This window comes from Pseudomonas sp. HD57-3, assembly GCF_056113135.1.
In genome coordinates this window covers 2,120,993-2,142,885 of record NZ_CM148568.1, presented here as the reverse complement: position 1 = coordinate 2,142,885, position 21,893 = coordinate 2,120,993, and the positions used below count along the sequence as shown (strand labels likewise).

Sequence of the window (21,893 nt, the reverse complement as noted above, 5' to 3'; positions counted from 1 at the left end):
AACTCCCGCCCATTGCTGTCTGGAGCTTCTTATGCGCGAAGAGTTGAACCAAGGCCTGATCGACTTCCTCAAGGCCTCCCCTACCCCGTTCCACGCCACCGCCAGCCTTGTTCAACGCCTGGAGGCCGCCGGTTATGTGCGCCTCGACGAGCGCGAAACCTGGCACACCGAAGCCAATGGTCGTTACTACGTCACCCGTAACGATTCCTCGATCGTCGCGATCAAGATGGGCCGCAACTCGCCGCTGCACGACGGCATCCGTCTGGTCGGCGCCCACACCGACAGCCCGTGCCTGCGGGTCAAGCCGCAACCTGAACTGCAACGCCAGGGTTTCTGGCAGCTCGGCGTCGAAGTCTACGGCGGCGCGCTGCTGGCACCGTGGTTCGACCGCGACCTGTCGCTGGCCGGCCGCGTCACCTTCCGCCGCGACGGCAAGGTCGAAAGCCAACTGATCGACTTCAAGGCCCCGATCGCGATCATTCCCAACCTGGCCATTCACCTCAACCGTGAAGCCAACCAGGGCTGGCCGATCAATGCCCAGACCGAACTGCCGCCGATTCTCGCGCAGTTCGCCGGTGACGAGCGCGTGGACTTCCGCGCGGTGCTCACCGATCAACTGGCTCGCGAACACGGCCTCAATGCCGACGTGGTGCTGGATTACGAGCTGAGCTTCTACGACACCCAGAGCGCTGCGGTCATCGGCCTGCACGGTGATTTCATCGCCGGCGCGCGTCTCGACAACCTGCTGTCGTGCTACGCCGGCCTGCAAGCCCTGCTGACCGCCGACACCGAAGAAACCTGCGTGCTGGTGTGCAACGACCACGAAGAAGTCGGCTCCTGCTCGGCCTGCGGCGCCGACGGCCCGATGCTGGAACAGACCCTGCGCCGTCTGCTGCCGGAAGGCGACGAATTCGTACGCACCATCCAGAAATCCCTGCTGGTCTCGGCCGACAACGCCCACGGCGTACACCCGAACTACGCCGAGAAGCACGACGCCAACCACGGTCCGAAACTCAACGCCGGCCCGGTGATCAAGGTCAACAGCAACCAGCGCTACGCCACCAACAGCGAAACCGCCGGCTTCTTCCGCCATCTGTGCATGGCCGAAGAAGTGCCGGTGCAAAGCTTCGTGGTACGCAGCGACATGGGCTGCGGCTCGACCATCGGCCCGATCACCGCCAGCCACCTGGGCGTGCGCACCGTCGACATCGGCCTGCCGACCTTCGCCATGCACTCGATCCGCGAACTGTGCGGCAGCCACGACCTGGCGCACCTGGTCAAAGTGCTGAGTGCGTTCTACGCCAGTCGCGAATTGCCATAAGAAACAGCCGGGATCGTAGCGTGGAGCTGCGATCCCCTGGTCTATAGAACCGGCTCATTTCTGATACACATCAGCACCGTCCATCGAAAACCCACCTAGACTTGAATTATCCCTTTCGACAAGGCTGTCGCCATGATCTCGATGTCTGCGTTCCACTCCATGCTCATTCCCATCCTGTGTGGAATGATTCTGCTGGCCATCGGCTTCAACTTCCGTGACAAGAACGCCGGTGTGTTGGCCATGTGGATCGGCATGCTGATGATCCTGGCCACCGTGGTCTACAAGATCCTCGCCAAACTCAACGAATAAATCCGCGCCCGGCTCGCATTGAATCTGGCGGGCTCGTACACTCGCCCGATCCGCCCCTTGCGAGGTTGACCGCCTAGTGTTCGCTCGTCTTTTTGCCCTGCCCTGCCTGTTTCTCGTCTGCCTGATGACCCTGATGTCGCCGGCACCTGCCGACGCCGCCGGTCTGCCGGGACTGCTCACGGGCTCCGGCAAGGCTCAGCCCGAGGCTCAGGAACCGCTTGGCCAGTCGCTGGACGAAGTCATCAAGTCGCTGGAAAACGACAAGCAACGCGCCCAGTTGCTGAGCGACCTGAAAAAACTCCGCGACGCCACGAAAAAAGCCCAGGCCAGCCCCGAAGAAGGTGTGCTGGGACTGATCGGCGGCACCCTCGCCACTTTCGAAAAACAGTTCACCGGCGCCGACAGCCCGCTCAATCGCTGGTCCGCCGAATTCGACATGGCCCAGGACGAGCTGAAAGGCCTGATGCTGCCGGCCAGCGAATGGCTGCCGATCATCTTCGCCTTCGCCGTGATCCTCGCGGTCTGGAGCCTGCTCGCCGCCGCGCTGATCTGGCTCGGCCACCGGGTACGCATGCGCTTCGGCCTGACCGAAGAACTGCCGCAAAACCCCCGAGCCCTCGACATGCTGCGCTTCGCCCTGCGCAAGCTCGGGCCCTGGCTGATCGCGTTGGTGATCACGGTCTACATGAGCTACGCACTGCCCTCGTCACTGGGCAAAAGCCTGGCGATGGTGCTGGCTTACGCGCTGGTGGTCGGCACCTGTTTCTCGGCGATCTGCGTGATCGCCTTCTCCGTACTCGACGGCCCGCACCGCCATCGCGCGCTGTACATCCTGCGTCACCAGGCCTTCCGCCCGTTGTGGCTGATCGGCAGCTTCGCCGCCTTCGGTGAAGCCCTGAGCGATCCGCGCCTGGTGGCCGGCCTCGGCGTACACCTGGCCCATACCGCCGCGACCGTCGCCAACGTCCTCGCGGCGCTGTCGACCGGCCTGTTCATCCTGCGTTTCCGCCGGCCGATCGCCCACCTGATCCGCAACCAGCCACTGTCCCGCCGCCTGACCCGCCGCGCCCTCAGCGACACCATCGAAATCCTCGGTACCTTCTGGTACGTCCCGGCACTGGTGCTGGTGGGCATTTCCCTGTTCGCCACCTTCGTCTCCGCCGGCGACACCAGCACCGCCCTGCGCCAGTCGCTGATCTGCACCGTGCTGCTGGTGTTGTGCATGGTCATCAACGGCCTCGTCCGCCGCCACGCCCTCAAACCCCAACGCGGGCCGAAACGCCACGCGCTGTATTCCGAGCGCCTGAAAAGCTTCTTCTACACCCTCGCCCATTTGCTGGTGTGGCTGGCCTTCATCGAACTCGGCCTGCGGGTCTGGGGCATGTCGCTGATCGGCTTCACCGAAGGCGAAGGCCACGACGTCAGCGTCAAACTGTTCAGCCTGATCGGCACGCTGATCTTCGCCTGGCTGATCTGGATCCTCAGCGACACCGCCGTCCACCACGCCCTCACCCGCTCCCGCAAAGGCCTGGCCAACGCCCGTGCGCAAACCATGATGCCGCTGATCCGCAACGTACTGTTCGTGGCGATCTTCATCATCGCCCTGATCGTCGCCCTCGCAAACATGGGCATGAACGTCACGCCCCTGCTGGCCGGTGCCGGCGTAATCGGCCTGGCGATCGGCTTCGGCGCCCAGTCGCTCGTAGCGGATCTGATCACCGGCCTGTTCATCATCATCGAAGACTCTTTGGCCATCGACGACTACGTCGACGTCGGCGGCCACCTGGGCACCGTCGAAGGCCTGACCATCCGCACCGTACGCCTGCGGGACATCGACGGCATCGTCCACACCATCCCGTTCAGCGAAATCAAAAGCATCAAAAACTACTCCCGCGAATTCGGCTACGCCATCTTCCGCGTGGCCGTGCCGTTCAACATGAGCATCGACGAAGCCATCAAACTGATGCGCGACGTCGGCCAGAAAATGCGCACCGACCCGCTGCAGCGGCGCAACATCTGGTCACCCCTGGAATTTCAGGGCGTGGAAAGCTTTGAATCCGGCAACGCAATATTGCGTGCAAGATTCAAAACCGCACCGATCAAACAATGGGAAGTTTCACGAGCGTTCAACCTATCGCTGAAACGACATCTGGATGAGGCGGGGCTGGACCTGGCGACGCCAAGGATGAATGTTCAGGTGATTACAGCAGGCGGCGGCCAAACCCAAGAATAGCCCAACCTCCCCACCACTCACCACGATGAGCGTTAGCTCGAGTACCGCTTTTGACGTGCCGGCCCCATCGGAAGGCTGAGTGGAGGGATTTATCCGGGGGGTGGGAGCGCAGCGACCGTTCGACGAAGTCGAACACATCGAGAGGAGGTGCAGCGAAGCAAACCGTAGGCGATGCCCCCGGATGAATCCCGGAACGAAGGAACACCGAGCCAAAGCGAGGTGCCGAACGCCGGGGCCCAGACCTTTTGGTTACTTTTGGGGCGTTTGCCAAAAGTGACCCGCCGTAAGGGCGGAACCATAAGCCGCAACACCCGAAGAAACGGATATTCACACAAAACGATCAAACCACATCAACCCCAACGTGAATCGCATCATGCCGCCAAAACTCCAGATCACAATCAATCAACCGCCCAAACTGATCATAATTAACCCGAGCAATCCTCAACCCCGGACTCCCCACCGAAACCCGTAACCCCGCCGCCGCCTCCACCGACAACGACGTCGGAACAATCTCGAACCGCACCCGCCCATAGTGCAAATCGTAATGCCGCGCATACAACTCGGTAATCGACTGATTCAAATCAAACTCCAGAATCCCCGGAAAAAACTGCGGATTCAGATAATGCTCCACATACAACACCAGCCGCCCATCGATCCGCCGCGACCGGCAAATCTGAATCACGCTCGACAACGCCGGCAACTGCAACCACGCACACACCGCCGCTGACGCCGGCTGCAAGCGCGCCGAGATCACCTCGGTCGACGGCACCCGCCCCTGCGCACTGACCATCGCGTGAAAATGACTGCGCTGCATCAGGTTGTAAGCCAGACGCGGCGGCGACACGAACCAGCCCCGACGCTCCTCGCGATAAATCTGCCCCTGCGCCTCCAGCTGCAACAAGGCTTCCCGTACCGTAATCCGCGTCGTGCCGAACAACTCACTGAGCTTGCGCTCGGCCGGCAACTTGCTACCCGCCGCCAGCAACCCATGGTCGAGCTGCTCCTGAAGGATCTGCCCAATCGCTGTCACCGCTTTTGTTGCCTCATCGCGCATCAACGTTACCTATCTGGACTAGACCAGCACTGTTTCGGGGCAAAACCGCACAGCTATTGCGCCGTTTGGTCGTGTTGCAAGCCTAGGCAGTGCAGATGACCGAGAGATGACAAAACTACCGAACGGTCGCCCTGACAACTTGCAATACATCGGCCAAGTCCCTTGCCCACCGGGACTTTGCGGGTGGTCTACGCTTAGCGGGCAGCCGTCGATACCGGAGAAATAAAACGCGGGTCGGGTATCCGCCGACATCAAAGTGTCATCCAGCCCCCCTACATTGGCTCAGGTATTGCTGACCTAGACCAACACAAACCGCAATCGCAGCGTTGAACACGACCAAGGAGCTTCGGAATGAAACAGCTTTTCCTGGCAACACTGTTAGGCTCGACCATTGCCATGTGCACCGCCGCCATGGCGGCTGATGATCTGAAAACCCTCGAAGCCGCTGCGAAAGCGGAAGGCGCCGTCAACAGCGTCGGCATGCCCGATGACTGGGCCAACTGGAAAGGCACCTGGGAAGACCTGGCCAGGAAATACGGCCTGAAACACATCGACACCGACATGAGCTCGGCCCAGGAAATCGCCAAGTTCGCCGCTGAAAAAGACAACGCCACCGCCGACATCGGCGACGTCGGCGCGGCCTTCGGCCCGATCGCGGTCAAGCAAGGCGTGGTGCAACCGTACAAGCCGACCACCTGGGATCAAGTGCCAGACTGGGCCAAGGACAAGGATGGCAACTGGGCACTGGCCTATACCGGCACCATCGCCTTCATCGTCAACAAGAAGCTGCTGCACGGCTCCGAGGTACCGACCAAATGGGCTGACCTCAAGGGCGGCAAATACAAGGTCTCCATCGGTGACGTGAGCACTGCTGCACAAGCTGCCAACGGCGTACTCGCCGCAGCACTGGCCAACGGCGGCGACGAGAAAAACCTCCAGCCGGCCCTGCTGCTGTTCGCAGACATCGCCAAGCAGGGTCGCCTGTCGATGGCCAACCCGACCATCGCCACCATGGAAAAAGGCGAGATCGAAGTCGGCGTGGTCTGGGACTTCAACGGCCTGAGCTACAAGGCCAAGATGGCCAACCCGGATGACTACGTGGTGCTGATCCCGTCCGACGGTTCGGTGATTTCCGGCTACACCACCATCATCAACAAATACGCGAAGAACCCGAACGCCGCCAAGCTGACCCGCGAATACATCTTCAGCGACGCCGGCCAGACCAACCTCGCCCGTGGCAACGCTCGTCCGATCCGCGCCGAGCATCTGCAACTGCCGGAAGACGTGAAAGCCAAGCTGCTGCCAAACGAGCAGTACAAGAAGGTCACGCCGATCAAGGACGCCGATGCGTGGGAAAAAACCTCCAAGGCCCTGCCGCAGAAGTGGAACGAAGAAGTCATCGTCGAGATGAAGTAAGCCCGTAAGTCCCGCTTCCGGGATTGCTGGAGATCCCTGTGGGAGCGAGCTTGCTCGCGAATGCGGTCTTTCATTCAACATTGATGTTGGCTGACACGACGCCTTCGCGAGCAAGCTCGCTCCCACCAGGGCTCCCGAATGAATCTGAAATTTTCTGTTTCGCGGAGTTTTTGCCCCTATGAAGCACACCGTCATCCTTGTCGTGCTCGACGGCCTCAACTACGAGGTTGCGCGTCACGCCATGGGGCATCTGCAGGCTTACGTTGGCGCAGGACGCGCCGCGCTCTATCAGTTGGAGTGCGAGCTGCCGGCCCTGTCCCGACCGCTTTACGAATGCATCCTCACGGGCGTGCCGCCGATCGACAGCGGCATCGTCCACAACAACGTCTCGCGCCTGTCCAACCAGCGCAGCATCTATCACTACGCCCGCGATGCCGGTCTGAAAACCGCCGCTGCGGCGTACCACTGGGTCAGCGAGCTCTACAACCGCTCGCCGTTCGTGGCAGCACGGGATCGGCATACCGATGACCCGACGCTACCGATCCAGCACGGCCACTTCTACTGGAACGATCACTACCCGGATTCGCACCTGTTCGCCGACGCCGAAAACCTGCGCCTGCGTCATGCCCCGGATTTTCTGCTGATCCACCCGATGAACATTGACGACGCCGGGCACAAGCACGGCCTCGACACCCCGCAATACCGCAACAGCGCGCGCAGCGCCGACATCATCCTCGCCGACTACCTGCAAGGCTGGCTCGACGCCGGCTGCCAGGTGCTGGTGACCGCCGACCATGGCATGAACAACGACCGCTCGCACAACGGCCTGCTGCCGGAAGAACGTCAGGTGCCGCTGTTCGTACTCGGTGATGCCTTCAGCCTGAACAGCGATGCTGCACCGAAGCAGACCGACATCTGCGGCACCGTCTGCGAACTGCTCGGCGTGCCCCACGACAAACCTGTGTGCCGGGAGTTGCTCAAGTGAACTCAATGACTCGCGGCAAATGGCTGGCGGCCCTGTGCCTGGTGCCTTTCGCGCTGTTTTTTATCGTGTTCGAAATCGCACCGTTGATCTGGGTGATGATCAACAGCCTGCAATCGGAAGAATTCGGTTGGGGCTTCGCCAACTTCAGCAAGATCTTCAGTTCGAAGTTCTATCTGCAGGCGATCCAGTACAGCCTCGAAATCAGTTTCTGGTCGAGTGTGTTCGGCATCATCATCGCGGTGCTGGGCGCCTACTCCCTGCGCCGGGTCGATTCGAAACTGCGCAACTTCGTCAACGCCTTCGCCAACATGACCAGCAACTTCGCCGGCGTGCCCCTGGCGTTTGCGTTCATCATCCTGCTCGGCTTCAACGGCAGCATCACCATCATGTTGAAGCAGGCCGGGATCATCGAGGACTTCAACCTGTATTCGAAAACCGGGTTGATCATCCTCTACACCTACTTCCAGATTCCCTTGGGCGTCCTGCTGCTATACCCGGCGTTCGACGCCCTGCGTGAAGACTGGCGCGAATCCGCCGCACTGCTCGGCGCTGACGGCTGGCAGTTCTGGCGCCACATCGGCCTGCCGGTGCTGACCCCGGCCCTGCTCGGCACCTTCGTGATCCTGCTGGCCAACGCCCTCGGCGCCTACGCCACGGTCTACGCGCTGACCACCGGCAACTTCAACGTATTGCCGATCCGGATTGCGGCGATGGTCTCCGGTGACATTTCCCTCGACCCGAACCTGGCCAGTGCCCTGGCCGTGGTGCTGGTGGCGCTGATGACCCTGGTGACCGTCGTGCATCAACTGCTGCTGAAGAGGAGCTACCATGTCTCGCGCTGAATCCGGCCCGGCCGGCGTCTACCACCGCGTCGTGGTCTATCTGCTGTTCGCCATCCTGCTGCTGCCGCTGGTGGGCACGCTGGTCTATTCGATCGCCAGCAGTTGGTCGGCCACCATCCTGCCCAGCGGTTTCACCTTCAAGTGGTACATCCAGTTGTGGAGTGATCCGCGCTTTCTGCACGCCTTCGGCCAGTCGTTGCTGGTGTGCGTCGGCGCGCTGATCCTGTCGGTGGTGCTGATTCTGCCGCTGCTGTTCGTGGTGCATTACCACTTTCCGAAACTCGATGCGCTGATGAACATCCTGATCCTGCTGCCCTTCGCGGTGCCGCCGGTGGTGTCGTCGGTGGGCCTGTTGCAGCTCTACGGTTCCGGGCCGTTCGCGATGGTCGGCACGCCGTGGATCCTGATCGGTTGCTACTTCACCGTGGCGCTGCCGTTCATGTACCGGGCGATCACCAACAACCTGCAAGCGATCAACCTGCGCGACCTGATGGACGCCGCCCAACTGCTTGGCGCCAGCACTTTTCAGGCAGCTTTCCTGGTGGTGCTGCCGAACCTGCGCAAAGGCCTGATGGTCGCGTTGCTGCTGTCGTTCTCGTTCCTGTTCGGTGAGTTCGTGTTCGCCAACATCCTGGTCGGCACCCGCTACGAAACCCTGCAGGTTTATCTGAACAACATGCGCAACAGCAGCGGCCACTTCACCAGTGCGCTGGTGATCTCCTACTTCTTTTTCGTGCTGGTCCTGACCTGGGTCGCCAACATCTTGAACAAGGACAAAAGCGAATGAGCTATGTCAGCGTCCAACACCTGCAAAAAAACTACGCGGGCACCACGGTGTTCAGCGACATCAACTGCGAGATCCAGAAGGGTGAATTCGTCACCCTGCTCGGCCCGTCCGGCTGCGGCAAATCCACCCTGCTCCGTTGCATCGCCGGGCTGACGCCGGTGGATGGCGGCAAGATCCTGCTCGATGGCGTCGACATCGTGCCGCTCACCCCGCAGAAACGCGGGATCGGCATGGTGTTCCAGAGCTATGCGCTATTCCCCAACATGACAGTCGAGCAAAACGTCGCCTTCGGCCTGCGCATGCAAAAGGTCAATGCCGACGACAGCCACAAGCGGGTTGCCGAAGTGTTGAAACTGGTTGAACTCAACGACTTCGCCAGCCGCTATCCGCATCAGCTCTCCGGCGGTCAATGTCAGCGTGTCGCCCTTGCCCGCTCGCTGGTCACCCGTCCGCGCCTGTTGCTGCTGGATGAACCGCTGTCGGCCCTCGACGCGCGGATTCGCAAACACCTGCGCGAACAGATCCGTCAGATCCAGCGCGAACTCGGCCTGACCACGATCTTCGTCACACACGACCAGGAAGAAGCCCTGACCATGTCTGACCGGATTTTCCTGATGAATCAGGGAAAGATCGTACAAAGCGGCGACGCCGAAACCCTCTACACCGCGCCGGTCGACGTGTTCGCCGCCGGCTTCATCGGCAACTACAACCTGCTGGATGCCGAGAGTGCCTCGAAGCTGTTGCAGCGGCCGATCAACCACCGCATCGCGATTCGCCCGGAGGCCATCGAGCTGAGCCTCAACGGCGAACCCGACGCGCAAATCCGCAGCCACAGCCTGCTGGGCAACGTGATCCGCTATCGCGTCGAAGCCCGGGGCGTGGAACTGGTGGTGGATGTGCTCAACCGTTCGGCGGCGGATCTGCATCCAGACGGCCAGCGCCTGTCACTTTCCATCGATCCCACCGCCCTGTGTGAGGTAGCCTGATGACTTTGCTGACACCCAAGAGGGAACTGAACTGATGGCCCTGGCAATTTTTGATCTGGACGAAACCCTGATCCACGGCGACTGCGCCACTCTCTGGAGCGAGCAGATGGGGCGCCTGGGCTGGGTCGATCCCGAGTCGTTCATGCGCCGGAACAACGAGCTGATGGACGCCTACAGCCATGGCAAGTTGCGCATGGAAGACTACATGGACTTCAGCCTCGAACCACTGATCGGGCGCACCCCGGAAGAAGTCGAGCATTTGGTTGGCCCGTGGGTTGAAGACTTCATCGAACCGATCATCTTCAGCGACGCCACCAAGACTATCGCCGCCCACCGCAAGGCCGGCGACCGGATTTTGGTGATCTCGGCCTCGGGCACGCACCTGGTCAAACCGATTGCCGAACGGCTGGGCATCGACGAGGTGCTGGGGATCGAACTGGAAGTGGCGCATGGCGTGTACAGCGGCCATACCGTGGGCACCCTGACCTACCGCGAAGGCAAGATCACCCGTTTGCTGGAATGGCTGGATGCCGAAGAGGAAAACCTTGAAGGCGCGAGTTTCTATTCCGACTCACGCAATGATCTGCCGCTGCTGCTGAAAGTGGATTACCCGCATGTGGTCAATCCGGATCCCGTACTGCTTGCAGAGGCCGAGAAGTCCGGCTGGCCGATCCACCTCTGGAAGTAAGCGATGGTCTTGTGGGAGCGAGCCTGCTCCCACAAGCATCGATGATCAGATCAGGCTTTCGTCGATCACCAGTACCAGCTTTCCCGCCACCGTGTTGCTCGCCAGCTCGGTGAACGCTGCCTCGGCATCCTTGATCGGGAACGCCTTGGCCAGTTGCGGCTTCAGCCGACCTTCGGAAAACAGCGGCCACACGTGCTGGCTCAGATCGCTGAACAGATCGGCCTTGAACTGATCGTCACGGCTGCGCAGGGTCGAGCCCAGCAGTTGCACGCGCTTGGCCAACACCTGGGCCAGATCCAGTTTCGCCTCGCGGCCGCCCATCAGGCCGATCAGCACCCAACGGCCGTCCTGAGCCATCAGCTTCAGATTCAGCGCCGAATAATTGCCGCCCACCGGATCGAGGATCACATCGAACGGCCCGAAATCCCGCAGGCTTTCCAGATCGTCGGTGCGCACCACCCCGCCCTGGGCACCCAGCGATTCGCAGTAGGCCAGCCGCTCAGCCGAGCCGACGCTGACCCAGCAGGGATTGCCGAACGCCTTGCACAGTTGAATCGCGGCTGAACCGATGCCACTGGCTCCGGCGTGCAGAAGAACTTTCTCACCCGGTTTGAGCGCCGCAAGCTGAAACACGTTCAGCCAGACGGTCGCGTACACCTCGGGCAACGCCGCGGCTTCGATCAGCGATACGCCTTCCGGAACCGGCAGCACATGCCGTCCGTCGACGACCACCTCTTGCGCCATCCCGCCCCCGGCCAGCAAGGCGCAAACCCGGTCACCGACCTGCCAGGACGAGCCTGCGCCGACCTCGCTGATCACCCCGGAACACTCAAGACCCAGCACCTGGCTGGCACCCGGAGGGGGTGGATAAAGTCCGGCTTTCTGTAATAAATCCGCGCGATTGAGGCCCGCTGCCGCCACCCGGATGCGAACTTGTCCTACATCACATGTAGGACTTGGTTCATCAACCCATGCCACTTGACCTTCAACGCCTTGCAATGCCTTCACAGTGCCTCCATAGTGAGTCTGGACTGAGCCCGAAGCTGTAGCGCCGGGCTTTTTGCATTATGCGACCGGCCCTGGGGTCTGAACGAACGCTGAACAGCAGTTATCGTACAGAGCGTAGAGGTACCGGCGACTTCAAAGACGGCCTAATATGCGTTATCAATTGTCCCCGCGTCGAATCAGCATGAAGCATCTGCTCCCCAGCACCGCCCTCGCTCTTTTCATCGGTATCGGTCTGTTGCCGGTGTCGGGCACCACATTCGCAGCCAACAGCTGGGACAAGTTGCAGCCTGATCGCGACGAAGTGATCGCCAGTCTGAACGTCGTCGAGTTGCTCAAGCGTCACCACTACAGCAAGCCGCCGCTCGACGATGCGCGCTCGGTGATCATCTACGACAGCTACATCAAGCTGCTCGACCCGTCGCGCAGCTACTTCATGGCCAGCGACATCGCCGAATTCGACAAGTGGAAGACCCAGTTCGACGACTTCCTCAAGAGCGGCGACCTCAACGCCGGGTTCACCATCTACAAGCGCTATCTGGATCGCGTGAAAGCGCGTCTGGACTTCGCCCTTGCCGAGCTGAACAAAGGCGTCGACAAGATGGACTTCACCACCAGGGAAACCTTGCTGATCGATCGCAAGGACGCTCCGTGGCTCAAGTCCACCGCCGAACTCGATGACTTGTGGCGCAAACGCGTCAAGGACGAAGTGCTGCGGCAGAAGATCGCCGGCAAAGAGCCGAAGCAGATCCAGGAAACCCTGACCAAGCGCTACAAGAATCAACTGGCGCGTCTGGACCAGACCCGCGCCGAAGACATCTTCCAGGCGTACATCAACACCTTCGCCATGTCTTACGATCCGCACACCAACTATCTGTCGCCGGATAACGCGGAGAACTTCGACATCAACATGAGCCTGTCCCTCGAGGGCATCGGCGCCGTGTTGCAGAGCGACAACGACCAGGTGAAAGTCGTGCGTCTGGTGCCGGCAGGCCCGGCCGACAAGACCAAGCAGGTTGCTCCGGCCGACAAGATCATCGGTGTTGCCCAGGGCAACAAAGAGATGGTCGACGTGGTCGGCTGGCGTCTGGACGAAGTGGTCAAGCTGATCCGTGGCCCGAAAGGCACCGTGGTGCGTCTGGAAGTCATCCCGGCCAGCAATGCGCCGAACGACCAGACCAGCAAGATCGTGCCGATCACCCGCGAAGCGGTGAAGCTCGAAGACCAGGCCGTGAAGAAGTCCGTGCTGAACCTGAAACAGGACGGCCGCGACTACAAGCTCGGCGTGATCGAGATTCCGGCGTTCTACCTCGACTTCAAGGCCTTCCGTGCCGGCGATCCTGACTACAAGAGCACCACGCGCGACGTCAAGAAGCTGCTGACCGAACTGCAGAAAGAGAAAGTCGACGGCGTGGTCATCGACCTGCGCAACAACGGCGGCGGTTCCCTGCAGGAAGCGACCGAGCTGACCAGCCTGTTCATCGACAAGGGCCCTACCGTACTCGTGCGTAACGCCGATGGCCGGGTCGATGTACTTGAAGATGAAAACCCGGGCGCGTTCTACAAAGGCCCGATGGCGCTGCTGGTCAACCGCCTGTCCGCCTCGGCTTCGGAGATCTTCGCCGGCGCCATGCAGGACTACCATCGCGCGCTGATCATCGGTGGCCAGACCTTCGGCAAAGGCACCGTGCAGACCATCCAGCCGCTGAACCATGGCGAACTGAAACTGACCCTGGCCAAGTTCTACCGGGTTTCCGGTCAGAGCACCCAGCATCAGGGCGTACTGCCGGACATCGATTACCCGTCGATCATCGACACCAAGGAAATCGGCGAAAGCGCCCTGCCGGAAGCCATGCCGTGGGACACCATCCGCGCGGCGATCAAACCGGCGAGCGATCCGTTCAAGCCGTACCTGGCCCAGCTGAAATCCGAGCATGACAGCCGTTCCGCCAAGGACGCGGAGTTCGTGTTCATCCGCGACAAGCTGGCCCTGGCGCAGAAGCTGCTGGAAGAAAAAACCGTCAGCCTCAATGAAGCCGAACGTCGTGCCCAGCACGCCGACATCGACGCCAAGCAACTGGCGATGGAGAACATCCGTCGCAAGGCCAAAGGCGAAGAACCGCTCAAAGAGCTGAAGAAAGAAGACGACGACGCACTGGCAGCCGCCGAGCCGGACAAGGTCAAACCAGAAGACGACGCCTACCTGAGTGAGACTGGGCGCGTACTGCTGGATTACCTGAAGCTGAGCAACCAGGTCGCAAAGAAGTAAGGTGATGGCAATTTAATGCTGAAGATCCCCGGATCGTCATCAAACAGTCATCATTCTGTCGTGCAATAAAGGACTGGGAGCTGTTCTCTTCATCGAGAACGCTCCCAGTCCTTTTTTTATCGCCAGAGATTGCCATGACCACGACCGAACAGCTGAGTGCCTTGAGCTCGATCCTGACTCAAAGCGGTTTACACAGCCTGTTCCAGCCGATCATTTGCCTCTCCGAACGGCGCATTCTCGGCTACGAAGCCCTGACCCGCGGCCCGTCCAACAGCCCGCTGCACTCCCCCATCGCCCTGTTCGCCGTGGCCCGCCAGGCCGGACGCCTGAGCGAGCTGGAAATCGCCTGCCGCCAGAGTGCCTGTCGTCGTTTCAACGAACAGCAGTTGCCGGGCAAGCTGTTTCTCAACGTCTCCCCCGAATCCTTGCTTGAAGCCGCGCACCAGCCGGGGCGTACGCTGCAATTGCTGCAGGACTTTGGTATCCCGCCTAGCCAGGTGGTTATCGAACTCACCGAACAGACGCCGATCGATGATTTCCAGTTGCTGCAAACCGCGCTGCATCACTATCGGGCGATGGGGTTTTCAATTGCGCTGGACGACCTTGGAGCCGGTTATTCGAGCCTTCGTCTGTGGTCGGAGCTGCGGCCGGATTACGTGAAGATCGACCGGCACTTCATCGACGGCATCCATCAGGATGCGTTGAAACGAGAGTTCGTTGGATCGATCCTGCAAATCGCCAAAGCCTCGCGAGCTCAGGTGATTGCCGAAGGCATCGAGTTGCCGGAAGAGTTGGCGGTGCTGACCGAGATGGGTGTGGATCTGGTGCAGGGCTATCTGCTCGGCCGCCCTCAGGAACACCCGCCGCGCGATGCCCGCGCCTTGATGCCCAAGCACGACAGCAGCGCCGTTGCGTTGAACGATGAAGGCAGCGACCTCAGCGCCCTGCTCAACGATCAACCGGCCGTGAATCGCGACACACCGACCGCTACTGTACTGGAAGCCTTCCGCCGTCAGGCCAACCTGAACTCACTGGCGGTGCTCGACGAACAGGGTCAGCCATGCGGCATCGTTCATCGTCACTCGCTGTCCGATGCGCTGCTCAAACCGTTCGCCACCGACCTGTTCGCCCGCAAACCGATCAGCCGCCTGATGAACGACGACTTCCTCGCCGTGGAAATGAGCCAGTCGCTGCAACAAGTCAGCCGCCTGATCACCAGCCGCGCCCGACAACGTATCGAAGAAGACTTCATCATCACCCTCAACGGCAGCTACCTGGGCCTGGGCCGGGTGATTGACGTGCTCAAGCTGATTACCGAACTGAAGATCCAGCAGGCGCGCTATGCCAATCCGCTGACCTTGTTGCCGGGGAATGTGCCGATTCAGCAATGCCTCACCCGACTACTGCAACAGGGGCGCGAGTCGGTCATTTGTTATGTCGACATCGACAGCTTCAAACCCTTTAACGATATCTATGGGTATGGGCGTGGGGATGAGGTGCTGCTGTGTCTGGCGCAATGCCTCAACGAACGGGTTGACCCGTCCCGCGATTTCGTTGGCCACATCGGGGGTGACGACTTTCTGTTGGTACTCGGCCCGGAGGATTGGCGCAAACGGCTGAACCAATTGCTCGATGACTTTCAGAGCCAATGCCGACGGTTTTATCGTCCCGAACACCTGGAGGCTGGTTGTTTTGTTGCGCCGAATCGTCAGGGTATTCGTCAGGAGTTTCCGTTGCTGTCATTGTCCATTGGCGTGGTGCATTTGCATCCTGAAGCTTGTGCGCAGCTGGATGCGAGCCAGTTGGCGGAAATGGCTTCGCAGGCGAAGCATCATGCGAAGAATGTTCCGGGGTACAGCGTACATTTGATTGATAGCCTGTTCGCTCAGCCACCTACAGAAGCACTTACACTCGGACATCGGTGATTCGACATAACCGAATTCGTGCAACCAGCATCTTCACCCTATGAATGCCCCCAAAACTTACAAAATCGCAGCGAGCACCAAGTCGCGCCTACCAAGTTGATAACTCTTCTTGACTGGCTTTGTAAAGCTCGTCCATCCATGCTTCGGACAACTGAAAGTACATACCTTCGAAAAATGCCCTTGGATCATTCATCTCATCCCAGCCGTCTGGTAGCAAGGAGTGAGAGTATGGATCATGCTCCAGCACCTCTTGAAAGACATCACCACTTTCTTCAAGCGCCTCTCCCAAGACAGCAAACAAAACGAACTTATGCCGATGGCTAAGTTTCGAAAACCGCTTGATTACGTACCTGGATATTAAAATACTTCTGTCTGATGGATCCTCCGGATCGTATGCAGACAGCGTCTCACCCAAGCTCTCCTCGCGATCATATGTATCAAACCCACCGAGAAAGTGAGACAACCTTGGACGATAAGGAATATCAAGATAAGGATGCATCAACATTATGCTTTCTCTATCGGATAAAGAGCCCAAGGCTTTAGCGTCTCGAAATCAAATCTCATTTCAAAGCCGTTCATTTCAGAAATGTAGCGTGGATCAGATGGATCTGCAGGATTTGGCTCATATCCTTCACCAATATTTTCAGTTTCCATTCTCACTACCAGATTTCCCATACTATCCTCTCCAGTGAAACGGGGCATTTTTCTGGATTCTCTTGTCATCGCCTCGTTATATGCATTCATTTGTGCTTTGTGACTCAAAAAGCGAGTGCTGTGAACACCCCGACACTTTCCAGGCTTAACAGAGTTCGCATCATCAATTTGTAAAAAAACTTCATTACCAACTTGGACTCCTGGCTTACGCCTTGCACCAAAAAACGACAGGAAAAACCGAAAAAAATCTTTAATCACAGCTACCCCACAACCAAAAAACTTAATCAATCTCACAGCATTTCATAAAACTTCACGACGATATCTTGAAAGACATTCTAGAAGCACGGTCATAAACTGCCTCCTGTCTTCCACCTCATCATCAAAGTAGGTTGTCATCCTTCCAAAAACCCGCTCAAAATCATCGTGTTCATTTAAGAAGTATCTAACAGTCTCGATTAACAAATCCTGCTCGTTTGTTGTGTATTCAAAAAACTCAACGCGCAACAAATCGTCAAACAGCTCGGCAAGCTCTAATCGGCTGTTTACATCCTTCGAAACTATCAATCTCTCCCTAGCATCATCCGTCGTATTCTCTATATCAAAAACAAAAAGCAAATTCTTAATATCTACAATTTTATATAAACTATTCATTAGTCAAAATCCGCATAAGCTGTCCTGACACGCTGCTGCGGCGTAAGAATCACCACAGCCCTAGATTGCCTTCCATATTCAAGACTTCCTTTTTTGTGCCCTTCACCAATAATCTTACCCATATCAATAGGCCTCTTGGAAACTTGTAAATTCGTATACTTAAAAATCAACTGCGCTCTATAGATCGCATTCAACTGATCCCTATGACTCAAAAAGTGTGTTGCTGCAGACGGAATTTTTGGTTCCCCATCCTTACTACCACCAATGTATCTCTCTATTTCACCCGTGGTTGGATTCCTGCCTGAATTCAACCTTTCAAGTTGAGATCCCAATGTAGTTTGAGCACCATGCTTTTCCAAAAAATGCTCTCCATTATCTGCATCTTCCATTTCATATAAACGCCGATAGGCATTCTCCTCCGCCAATTCATCAATCCGCGCCCGTCGCTCTTGCGCGGTCATCTTCGGTAGTGGTGGTTCCCCTTCATTAACTACCGAGCCAGATCCCGCATATTTCACCGGTCGACACGGTTTTTTCGGCGGCGGACAATTGGAGCTCAACCCCAACGGATCCACCCACCCCGTCGGATTCGGCACGTACCGGTACTGATTCAGCCCACCCGCCAGCTTCACCGGATCCGGCGTCAGATACCGGCCCACGTCCGGGTCGTAATACCGGTGCCGGTTGTAATGCAGCCCGCTTTCGTCATCGAAATACTGCCCCTGAAAGCGCAGCGGCTGGTTCAGGTAGTCCTCGGTCGCCAGTTCCAGCGAGGTGACCTTGCCGTAGGCGCTGTATTTGGCTGACCAGACGATGTCGCCGCTGTAATCAGTCAACTCTTGCGGAGTGCCGAGGTGGTCGATCTGGTAGTAGAACGGACAGGCGCGTTTCGGGCCTTTGCCGTCGAGCATGGCCAAGGGGCGGAAGGTGCCGGGTTCGTAGATGAAGCTGCGGTGCTGGGTCGGGCTGCTTTCGGCGATCAGGTGGTCGCCTTGCCAGAAGAACTCGGTGGTCTGGCCGTCGACGGTCTTGCGGATGCGGCGGCCGAAGGCGTCGTATTGGTAGGTGGCGCTGGTGCCGTCGGGGCGCGTGAGGCCGATCAGGCGGTGCTGGCTGTCGTAGCGGTATTCGGTGACCAGTGTTTGGGCGCGGCCGCGGCGTTCGCGGATCAGGTTGCCGAAGGCGTCGTAGTCGTAATGGCGGTCGCCCTGCATCAACAGGCGGTTGCCTTTGATCTGTGTCGGACCGGGGCGATCCTGCATCAGCAGGTTGCCGGCCGGGTCGTGGGCGAAGTTTTCCGGCAGGTCGTCGCGGGTGTGGCGCACGCGGATCAGCCGGTCGAGGGTGTCGTACTGGTAGCTGCGCTGGCCGTGGCGGGTGTCGGCGATGTGTTCGAGGTTGCCGTTGGCGCTGTAGGCAAAGTCGCGGCGGTACAGTCCGCTGCGCTGATGGCCTACGGCGTGGGCGCGTAACCGGCCCTGTTCGTCGTAGGCGTATTCGCTGAGCAGCAGGCCTTGCTGGCGCTGCTGTTCGCGGCCGTTCTGGTAGACGTGACGGGTCAGCAAGGCACCGTTGAGGTCGATCGCCGTCAGCGCGCCGCCCTTGGCGTAGTGGTAGTCGAGCTTGCTGTTGTCCGGCAAACGCATGCGAGTGAGCTGGCCGCAGGCGTCGTAGGTGTAACGCAGGGTGCCCCAGCCCTGATGCTCGCGCACCAGCCGGTCCTGCAGGTCGTATTCGAAGGCCAGCGGGTGATCCTGGCCGTCATCCACGCCGACCAGCCGACCGAGACGGTCATAGCGGTAGCTGACCTCGACCCCGTCCGGCAGGGTCTTGAGCAGCAGACGTCCGGCGCTGTCGCGCTCATAAGCGGTGACCAGCGTCGAGCCGTCGTCGCCGTACTCGGTCTTTTCCAGCAGGTGGCCGTTGCGGTCGTAGGCGTAGGCCGTGCGCCGGCCATCGAAGCCGGTTTCCTGTCGGATCAGTCCGGTCGGCGTGTAGTCCAGCCGGTACTTTTCGCCGGACTCGTTCTCGATTTCCGTGAGCAGCAGCTGCGCATGGTCGTAGCGGTACTGGACTCGTGTACCGTCCGGATTGATCCGCCGGCTGACCAGGTGCAGGTCGTCGTCATACTCGTAACGGGTGATCCGCCCCAGTTCGTCGCGTTCGGCGGTGATCTGGCCGTAGGCGCTGTAACTGAAGGCTCGAGTGGCGCCATTCGGCGAGGTGGTCTGGATCAGCCGGCCAACGGCGTCCCACGCATGACGAGTGATCGCGCCATGCTCGTCCTGCGCAGTAATCCGCCGCCCCAAAGCGTCGTAGGAAAACCTCCGAACCCCGCCGTCGGGCAAACTTTCCTCGACCAGTTGCCCGAGGTCGTTCCACACGAACACATGCCGGCCGCTATCCGGATAACGGATCGACAGCAACCGCCCCTGCGCGTCGTAGTGGTAATGGGTGACATGACCGTCCGGGTCAACCGCCTCGGTGATGTCACCCTGAGCATTGCGCCGGTACGTCCAAACGGCATCACCACGCGAACGGCTGTGCAGGAAACCATTGCGGTACTCGTAGGACGTCGGTGCATCGTCCGGCGGAATCAACGCGATTAGCCGTCCGACATCGTCGTAGCGGTATTCGGTGACCGCCCCCAGCGCATCCTGCTCGGCGACCAATCGGCCCTGCGCGTCATAGGCCTTGAGCTGTTCGCCCCCGTCGGCAGCGACCTGACGCACCAGCCGCGCGGTGTCGTCGTGGACATAAACCTCTTCGCGACCGTCGACGTACTGCACGGTGACGCTACCGGCGTCATCCCAGACGTAACGCGTATCCATCTGCGAAAACGACGCCCAATGCCGCACGCAGCGCGCAGCCTTGCCGGCACGCTCCCACTCCCAGAAGAAGCTCGCGCCGCCGCTCAGTTGTCGTTGCAGGATGACGTGCTGATCGTCGTAGTCGTAACGCTCAGTCTCGCCAACCGCGTTCGACGCCTCGATCAATCGATGGCGAGCATCAAAGCGGTAACTGGCCAGCGTCTGCTCGGTACGCCAGACAGACCCTCGAAAAACCTGATAATCGACCGCGACCAGATGCGCCCGCTCATAGCGCAGCAACAAGGAACGACCAGCGCCGTTGTCCAGGCGCTGAATCCGGTCGGAAAGATCCCGATGCACCGTCAGACGATTGCCATAGGCATCGCTGACAGCCGTCAGGCGCCCAGCCCGAAAGTGATAAAACCGCGCCGCCTCACCCGCCAGCGCAACGATCAACTCCTCCGGCTCATCCCCGAGAAAGATCGCCGCCCGCGAAAGGCTGTTGTGAATCGCCGGCCGCTCAACGCTCGGCAACGGAAACCGCGTCCACCGGTTCTCATGGTCAACCCAGACCACGCCATCGCCATCAACCTCCAGCCGATGCGCCAGCGAATGGCTCCAGCCAAACCCCAGCCCGACATCAATCTCGGCCGCACTGGTGCGATACAACCGACTGAACTCGAACGGCAGCAGTCCATCGAGCACACCGTCAGTCAGCGTCAACAATTCTTCGCCGGTGACCATCGACACCGGACAGCCGTTGGTGCAGGTTCGCGGCGCACAATCGGCACTGTCACCGTTGGGATTTTTCGCCTGATCCGGCGTGTCGTCGTGGTGCTCGTCTTTTTTCAGGGAAGCATTACGCCGGGCATCCCAGCGCAATTGCATGCGGCCCTTTTTCACCCCGGCGGCGATGCCCCGAGCGGCGACGGATTTGTATTGGTTCACGTAGCCGATGAAGGTGCTGACGATGCCGAACATCGCCTTCACCAGTCGCGCCACCGCCGACAGCAACTGAGCGCCACGCTCCGCCAGCCGCAAGGTCAGATACGCAATCCCCGCCCCGGCACCGACAAAGGTCAGCACAACGCCGATCAACACATCGATAAGCAGTTGAACCACCACCATCGATGCCACCTCGGCGGTTTTCCCGGCAATCTCATTGGGAGGCAGCATTTCCAGCCAGAGGCTGGCGGTACGCAGCAACAAACACAGCGCCGCTTCGTCACTGACCAGTAACTGAAGCTTCTCCATCATTTCAGGCGCTGTTTCTGCCAGCGCGATCAGCTGTGCAGCGCCACTGCCCAACCGCTCGGCAAACTTTGCGGGTTCCTGGAGAATCTCCGACAGCAACCCGATGCTGTCCCACACCCCCTCGATCGCCGCCCAGCTGCCGGCCAGCATGCCGTTCCCGGCTGCTGTGGCCACCGACTGCGACCATTGCGGCTTGAATCCCTGCCACTCGCTGCGCAGCCAGCCATCCAGCTGCCGAGTCAGGCCATCGTAGGATTCGAAAAGCGCATCAACCTGCTGCTCGCTGGCCTCGCCGTGCACCACCACCCGATAAAACTTGCCCGCCTCACCGGTGAACACCCCTTTGCCCTGAGCATCGAGGGTGACCGACTCGACTGCACCGCCCTCCACCGCCACCACATCGACAACGATGCCGCCCAACGGAATGTCGTAGGCCGACTCGAACTTGCTCTCGATCTCCATCGGACCGGTTTCCGGGCATTGCACGATCGCAGAAGAGAAACGGTTGTCGTCAATCGCAACCGCCGTGCTGTGCTCGCCGAAACGGATGATCCGCTCCATCCCCATCAGCGACGGCAGATCGGCCGCGTGACTGACGCCGTCTGCCGAGCGACTGAGCCAGTGCTTGAGCTGTTCGCGATAGAGATCGAGTGTGCGGGGAAAGCTGTCGAGTTCTTGCTCGATGCGGGTGACGGCATCCATCA

The 21,893-nt window shown here is 59.7% G+C and carries 17 protein-coding genes and 1 pseudogene; 11 read left to right on the top strand and 7 right to left on the bottom strand.

Going from position 1 to position 21,893, the window contains the following annotated elements; genetic code table 11:
- Positions 1-31 precede the first annotated feature (31 nt).
- The 3 genes from AC0R79_RS09730 to AC0R79_RS09720 all read left to right on the top strand — a co-directional run bounded on the left by AC0R79_RS09730 (position 32) and on the right by AC0R79_RS09720 (position 3,863).
- Positions 32-1,321, top strand: coding sequence for a M18 family aminopeptidase (locus AC0R79_RS09730; protein ID WP_085608813.1), 1,290 nt, complete (start codon positions 32-34; stop codon positions 1,319-1,321).
- A gap of 132 nt (positions 1,322-1,453) precedes the next feature.
- A complete protein-coding gene (locus AC0R79_RS09725; RefSeq protein WP_164872134.1) occupies positions 1,454-1,630 on the top strand; it encodes a hypothetical protein in 177 nt (58 codons plus the stop codon).
- A 76-nt stretch (positions 1,631-1,706) separates the two neighbouring features.
- Positions 1,707-3,863, top strand: a complete 2,157-nt coding sequence (locus tag AC0R79_RS09720) for a mechanosensitive ion channel family protein (RefSeq protein ID WP_474734232.1) — start codon at positions 1,707-1,709, stop codon at positions 3,861-3,863.
- 340 nt (positions 3,864-4,203) lie between these two features.
- Here the strand turns inward: AC0R79_RS09720 and AC0R79_RS09715 are convergent, their stop codons facing one another.
- Entirely contained in the window at positions 4,204-4,917 is a 714-nt protein-coding gene (locus tag AC0R79_RS09715; RefSeq protein ID WP_007960207.1) for a UTRA domain-containing protein, read from the bottom strand.
- Between the two features lie 351 nt (positions 4,918-5,268).
- Between AC0R79_RS09715 and AC0R79_RS09710 the strand changes: the two genes are divergently transcribed.
- Positions 5,269-6,333: an ABC transporter substrate-binding protein gene (locus tag AC0R79_RS09710; protein ID WP_474734230.1), complete on the top strand. Its 1,065-nt coding sequence runs from the start codon at positions 5,269-5,271 to the stop codon at positions 6,331-6,333.
- Positions 6,334-6,366: 33 nt separating this feature from the next.
- Here AC0R79_RS09710 and AC0R79_RS09705 read toward each other — a convergent pair.
- Positions 6,367-6,484, bottom strand: a pseudogene (locus AC0R79_RS09705) (metal ABC transporter ATP-binding protein); the annotation flags it as partial.
- A gap of 27 nt (positions 6,485-6,511) precedes the next feature.
- Between AC0R79_RS09705 and AC0R79_RS09700 the strand changes: the two are divergent.
- From AC0R79_RS09700 to AC0R79_RS09680, 5 genes are read left to right on the top strand one after another with little or no spacing between them, the layout of a single operon-like run.
- Complete coding sequence (locus AC0R79_RS09700; protein WP_007960205.1) at positions 6,512-7,318, top strand: alkaline phosphatase family protein; 807 nt, start codon at positions 6,512-6,514, stop codon at positions 7,316-7,318.
- Between the two features lie 5 nt (positions 7,319-7,323).
- On the top strand, positions 7,324-8,160 hold the full coding sequence (locus tag AC0R79_RS09695; protein ID WP_162130491.1) for an ABC transporter permease: 837 nt from the start codon (positions 7,324-7,326) through the stop codon (positions 8,158-8,160).
- On the top strand, positions 8,147-8,947 hold the full coding sequence (locus tag AC0R79_RS09690) for an ABC transporter permease (RefSeq protein WP_096822924.1): 801 nt from the start codon (positions 8,147-8,149) through the stop codon (positions 8,945-8,947). Before AC0R79_RS09695 ends, AC0R79_RS09690 begins: the two co-directional genes overlap by 14 nt.
- Entirely contained in the window at positions 8,944-9,933 is a 990-nt protein-coding gene (locus AC0R79_RS09685) for an ABC transporter ATP-binding protein (RefSeq protein ID WP_007960200.1), read from the top strand. Before AC0R79_RS09690 ends, AC0R79_RS09685 begins: the two co-directional genes overlap by 4 nt.
- Positions 9,934-9,967: 34 nt before the next feature.
- Positions 9,968-10,621: an HAD family hydrolase gene (locus AC0R79_RS09680; RefSeq protein WP_127797363.1), complete on the top strand. Its 654-nt coding sequence runs from the start codon at positions 9,968-9,970 to the stop codon at positions 10,619-10,621.
- Positions 10,622-10,666: 45 nt separating this feature from the next.
- Here the strand turns inward: AC0R79_RS09680 and AC0R79_RS09675 are convergent, their stop codons facing one another.
- Entirely contained in the window at positions 10,667-11,629 is a 963-nt protein-coding gene (locus tag AC0R79_RS09675; RefSeq protein WP_127797362.1) for a zinc-binding dehydrogenase, read from the bottom strand.
- 181 nt (positions 11,630-11,810) lie between these two features.
- Here AC0R79_RS09675 and AC0R79_RS09670 point away from each other — a divergent pair, with 181 nt between their 5' ends.
- The gene (locus AC0R79_RS09670) at positions 11,811-13,895 is read left to right on the top strand and encodes a carboxy terminal-processing peptidase (RefSeq protein WP_164872133.1); all 2,085 of its coding nucleotides are present in this window, start codon (positions 11,811-11,813) and stop codon (positions 13,893-13,895) included.
- 134 nt (positions 13,896-14,029) lie between these two features.
- Positions 14,030-15,820, top strand: a complete 1,791-nt coding sequence (locus AC0R79_RS09665; RefSeq protein ID WP_127797360.1) for a bifunctional diguanylate cyclase/phosphodiesterase — start codon at positions 14,030-14,032, stop codon at positions 15,818-15,820.
- An 88-nt stretch (positions 15,821-15,908) separates the two neighbouring features.
- Here AC0R79_RS09665 and AC0R79_RS09660 read toward each other — a convergent pair whose 3' ends face one another.
- From AC0R79_RS09660 to AC0R79_RS09645, 4 genes are read right to left on the bottom strand one after another with little or no spacing between them, the layout of a single operon-like run.
- A complete protein-coding gene (locus AC0R79_RS09660) occupies positions 15,909-16,325 on the bottom strand; it encodes a hypothetical protein (RefSeq protein ID WP_375746135.1) in 417 nt (138 codons plus the stop codon).
- Positions 16,325-16,768 (bottom strand): hypothetical protein, encoded by a 444-nt coding sequence (locus AC0R79_RS09655; RefSeq protein WP_375746133.1) that lies wholly within the window; start codon positions 16,766-16,768, stop codon positions 16,325-16,327. Before AC0R79_RS09655 ends, AC0R79_RS09660 begins: the two co-directional genes overlap by 1 nt.
- Positions 16,769-16,774: 6 nt before the next feature.
- Entirely contained in the window at positions 16,775-17,125 is a 351-nt protein-coding gene (locus AC0R79_RS09650; protein WP_375746131.1) for a hypothetical protein, read from the bottom strand.
- On the bottom strand, positions 17,125-21,891 hold the full coding sequence (locus tag AC0R79_RS09645) for an RHS repeat-associated core domain-containing protein (protein WP_474734227.1): 4,767 nt from the start codon (positions 21,889-21,891) through the stop codon (positions 17,125-17,127). Before AC0R79_RS09645 ends, AC0R79_RS09650 begins: the two co-directional genes overlap by 1 nt.
- Between the last annotated feature and the right edge of the window lie 2 nt (positions 21,892-21,893).

What these genes read in the sequence shown, in the direction of transcription:
- AC0R79_RS09730 (WP_085608813.1), top strand. Translation starts at nt 32, where the DNA reads ATGCGCGAAGAGTTGAACCAAGGCCTGATCGACTTCCTCAAGGCCTCC.
- AC0R79_RS09725 (WP_164872134.1), top strand. Translation starts at nt 1,454, where the DNA reads ATGATCTCGATGTCTGCGTTCCACTCCATGCTCATTCCCATCCTGTGT.
- AC0R79_RS09715 (WP_007960207.1), bottom strand. Translation starts at nt 4,917, where the DNA reads ATGCGCGATGAGGCAACAAAAGCGGTGACAGCGATTGGGCAGATCCTT.
- AC0R79_RS09710 (WP_474734230.1), top strand. Translation starts at nt 5,269, where the DNA reads ATGAAACAGCTTTTCCTGGCAACACTGTTAGGCTCGACCATTGCCATG.
- AC0R79_RS09700 (WP_007960205.1), top strand. Translation starts at nt 6,512, where the DNA reads ATGAAGCACACCGTCATCCTTGTCGTGCTCGACGGCCTCAACTACGAG.
- AC0R79_RS09695 (WP_162130491.1), top strand. Translation starts at nt 7,324, where the DNA reads ATGACTCGCGGCAAATGGCTGGCGGCCCTGTGCCTGGTGCCTTTCGCG.
- AC0R79_RS09690 (WP_096822924.1), top strand. Translation starts at nt 8,147, where the DNA reads ATGTCTCGCGCTGAATCCGGCCCGGCCGGCGTCTACCACCGCGTCGTG.
- AC0R79_RS09685 (WP_007960200.1), top strand. Translation starts at nt 8,944, where the DNA reads ATGAGCTATGTCAGCGTCCAACACCTGCAAAAAAACTACGCGGGCACC.
- AC0R79_RS09680 (WP_127797363.1), top strand. Translation starts at nt 9,968, where the DNA reads ATGGCCCTGGCAATTTTTGATCTGGACGAAACCCTGATCCACGGCGAC.
- AC0R79_RS09670 (WP_164872133.1), top strand. Translation starts at nt 11,811, where the DNA reads ATGAAGCATCTGCTCCCCAGCACCGCCCTCGCTCTTTTCATCGGTATC.
- AC0R79_RS09665 (WP_127797360.1), top strand. Translation starts at nt 14,030, where the DNA reads ATGACCACGACCGAACAGCTGAGTGCCTTGAGCTCGATCCTGACTCAA.
- AC0R79_RS09660 (WP_375746135.1), bottom strand. Translation starts at nt 16,325, where the DNA reads ATGTTGATGCATCCTTATCTTGATATTCCTTATCGTCCAAGGTTGTCT.
- AC0R79_RS09650 (WP_375746131.1), bottom strand. Translation starts at nt 17,125, where the DNA reads ATGAATAGTTTATATAAAATTGTAGATATTAAGAATTTGCTTTTTGTT.
- AC0R79_RS09645 (WP_474734227.1), bottom strand. Translation starts at nt 21,891, where the DNA reads ATGGATGCCGTCACCCGCATCGAGCAAGAACTCGACAGCTTTCCCCGC.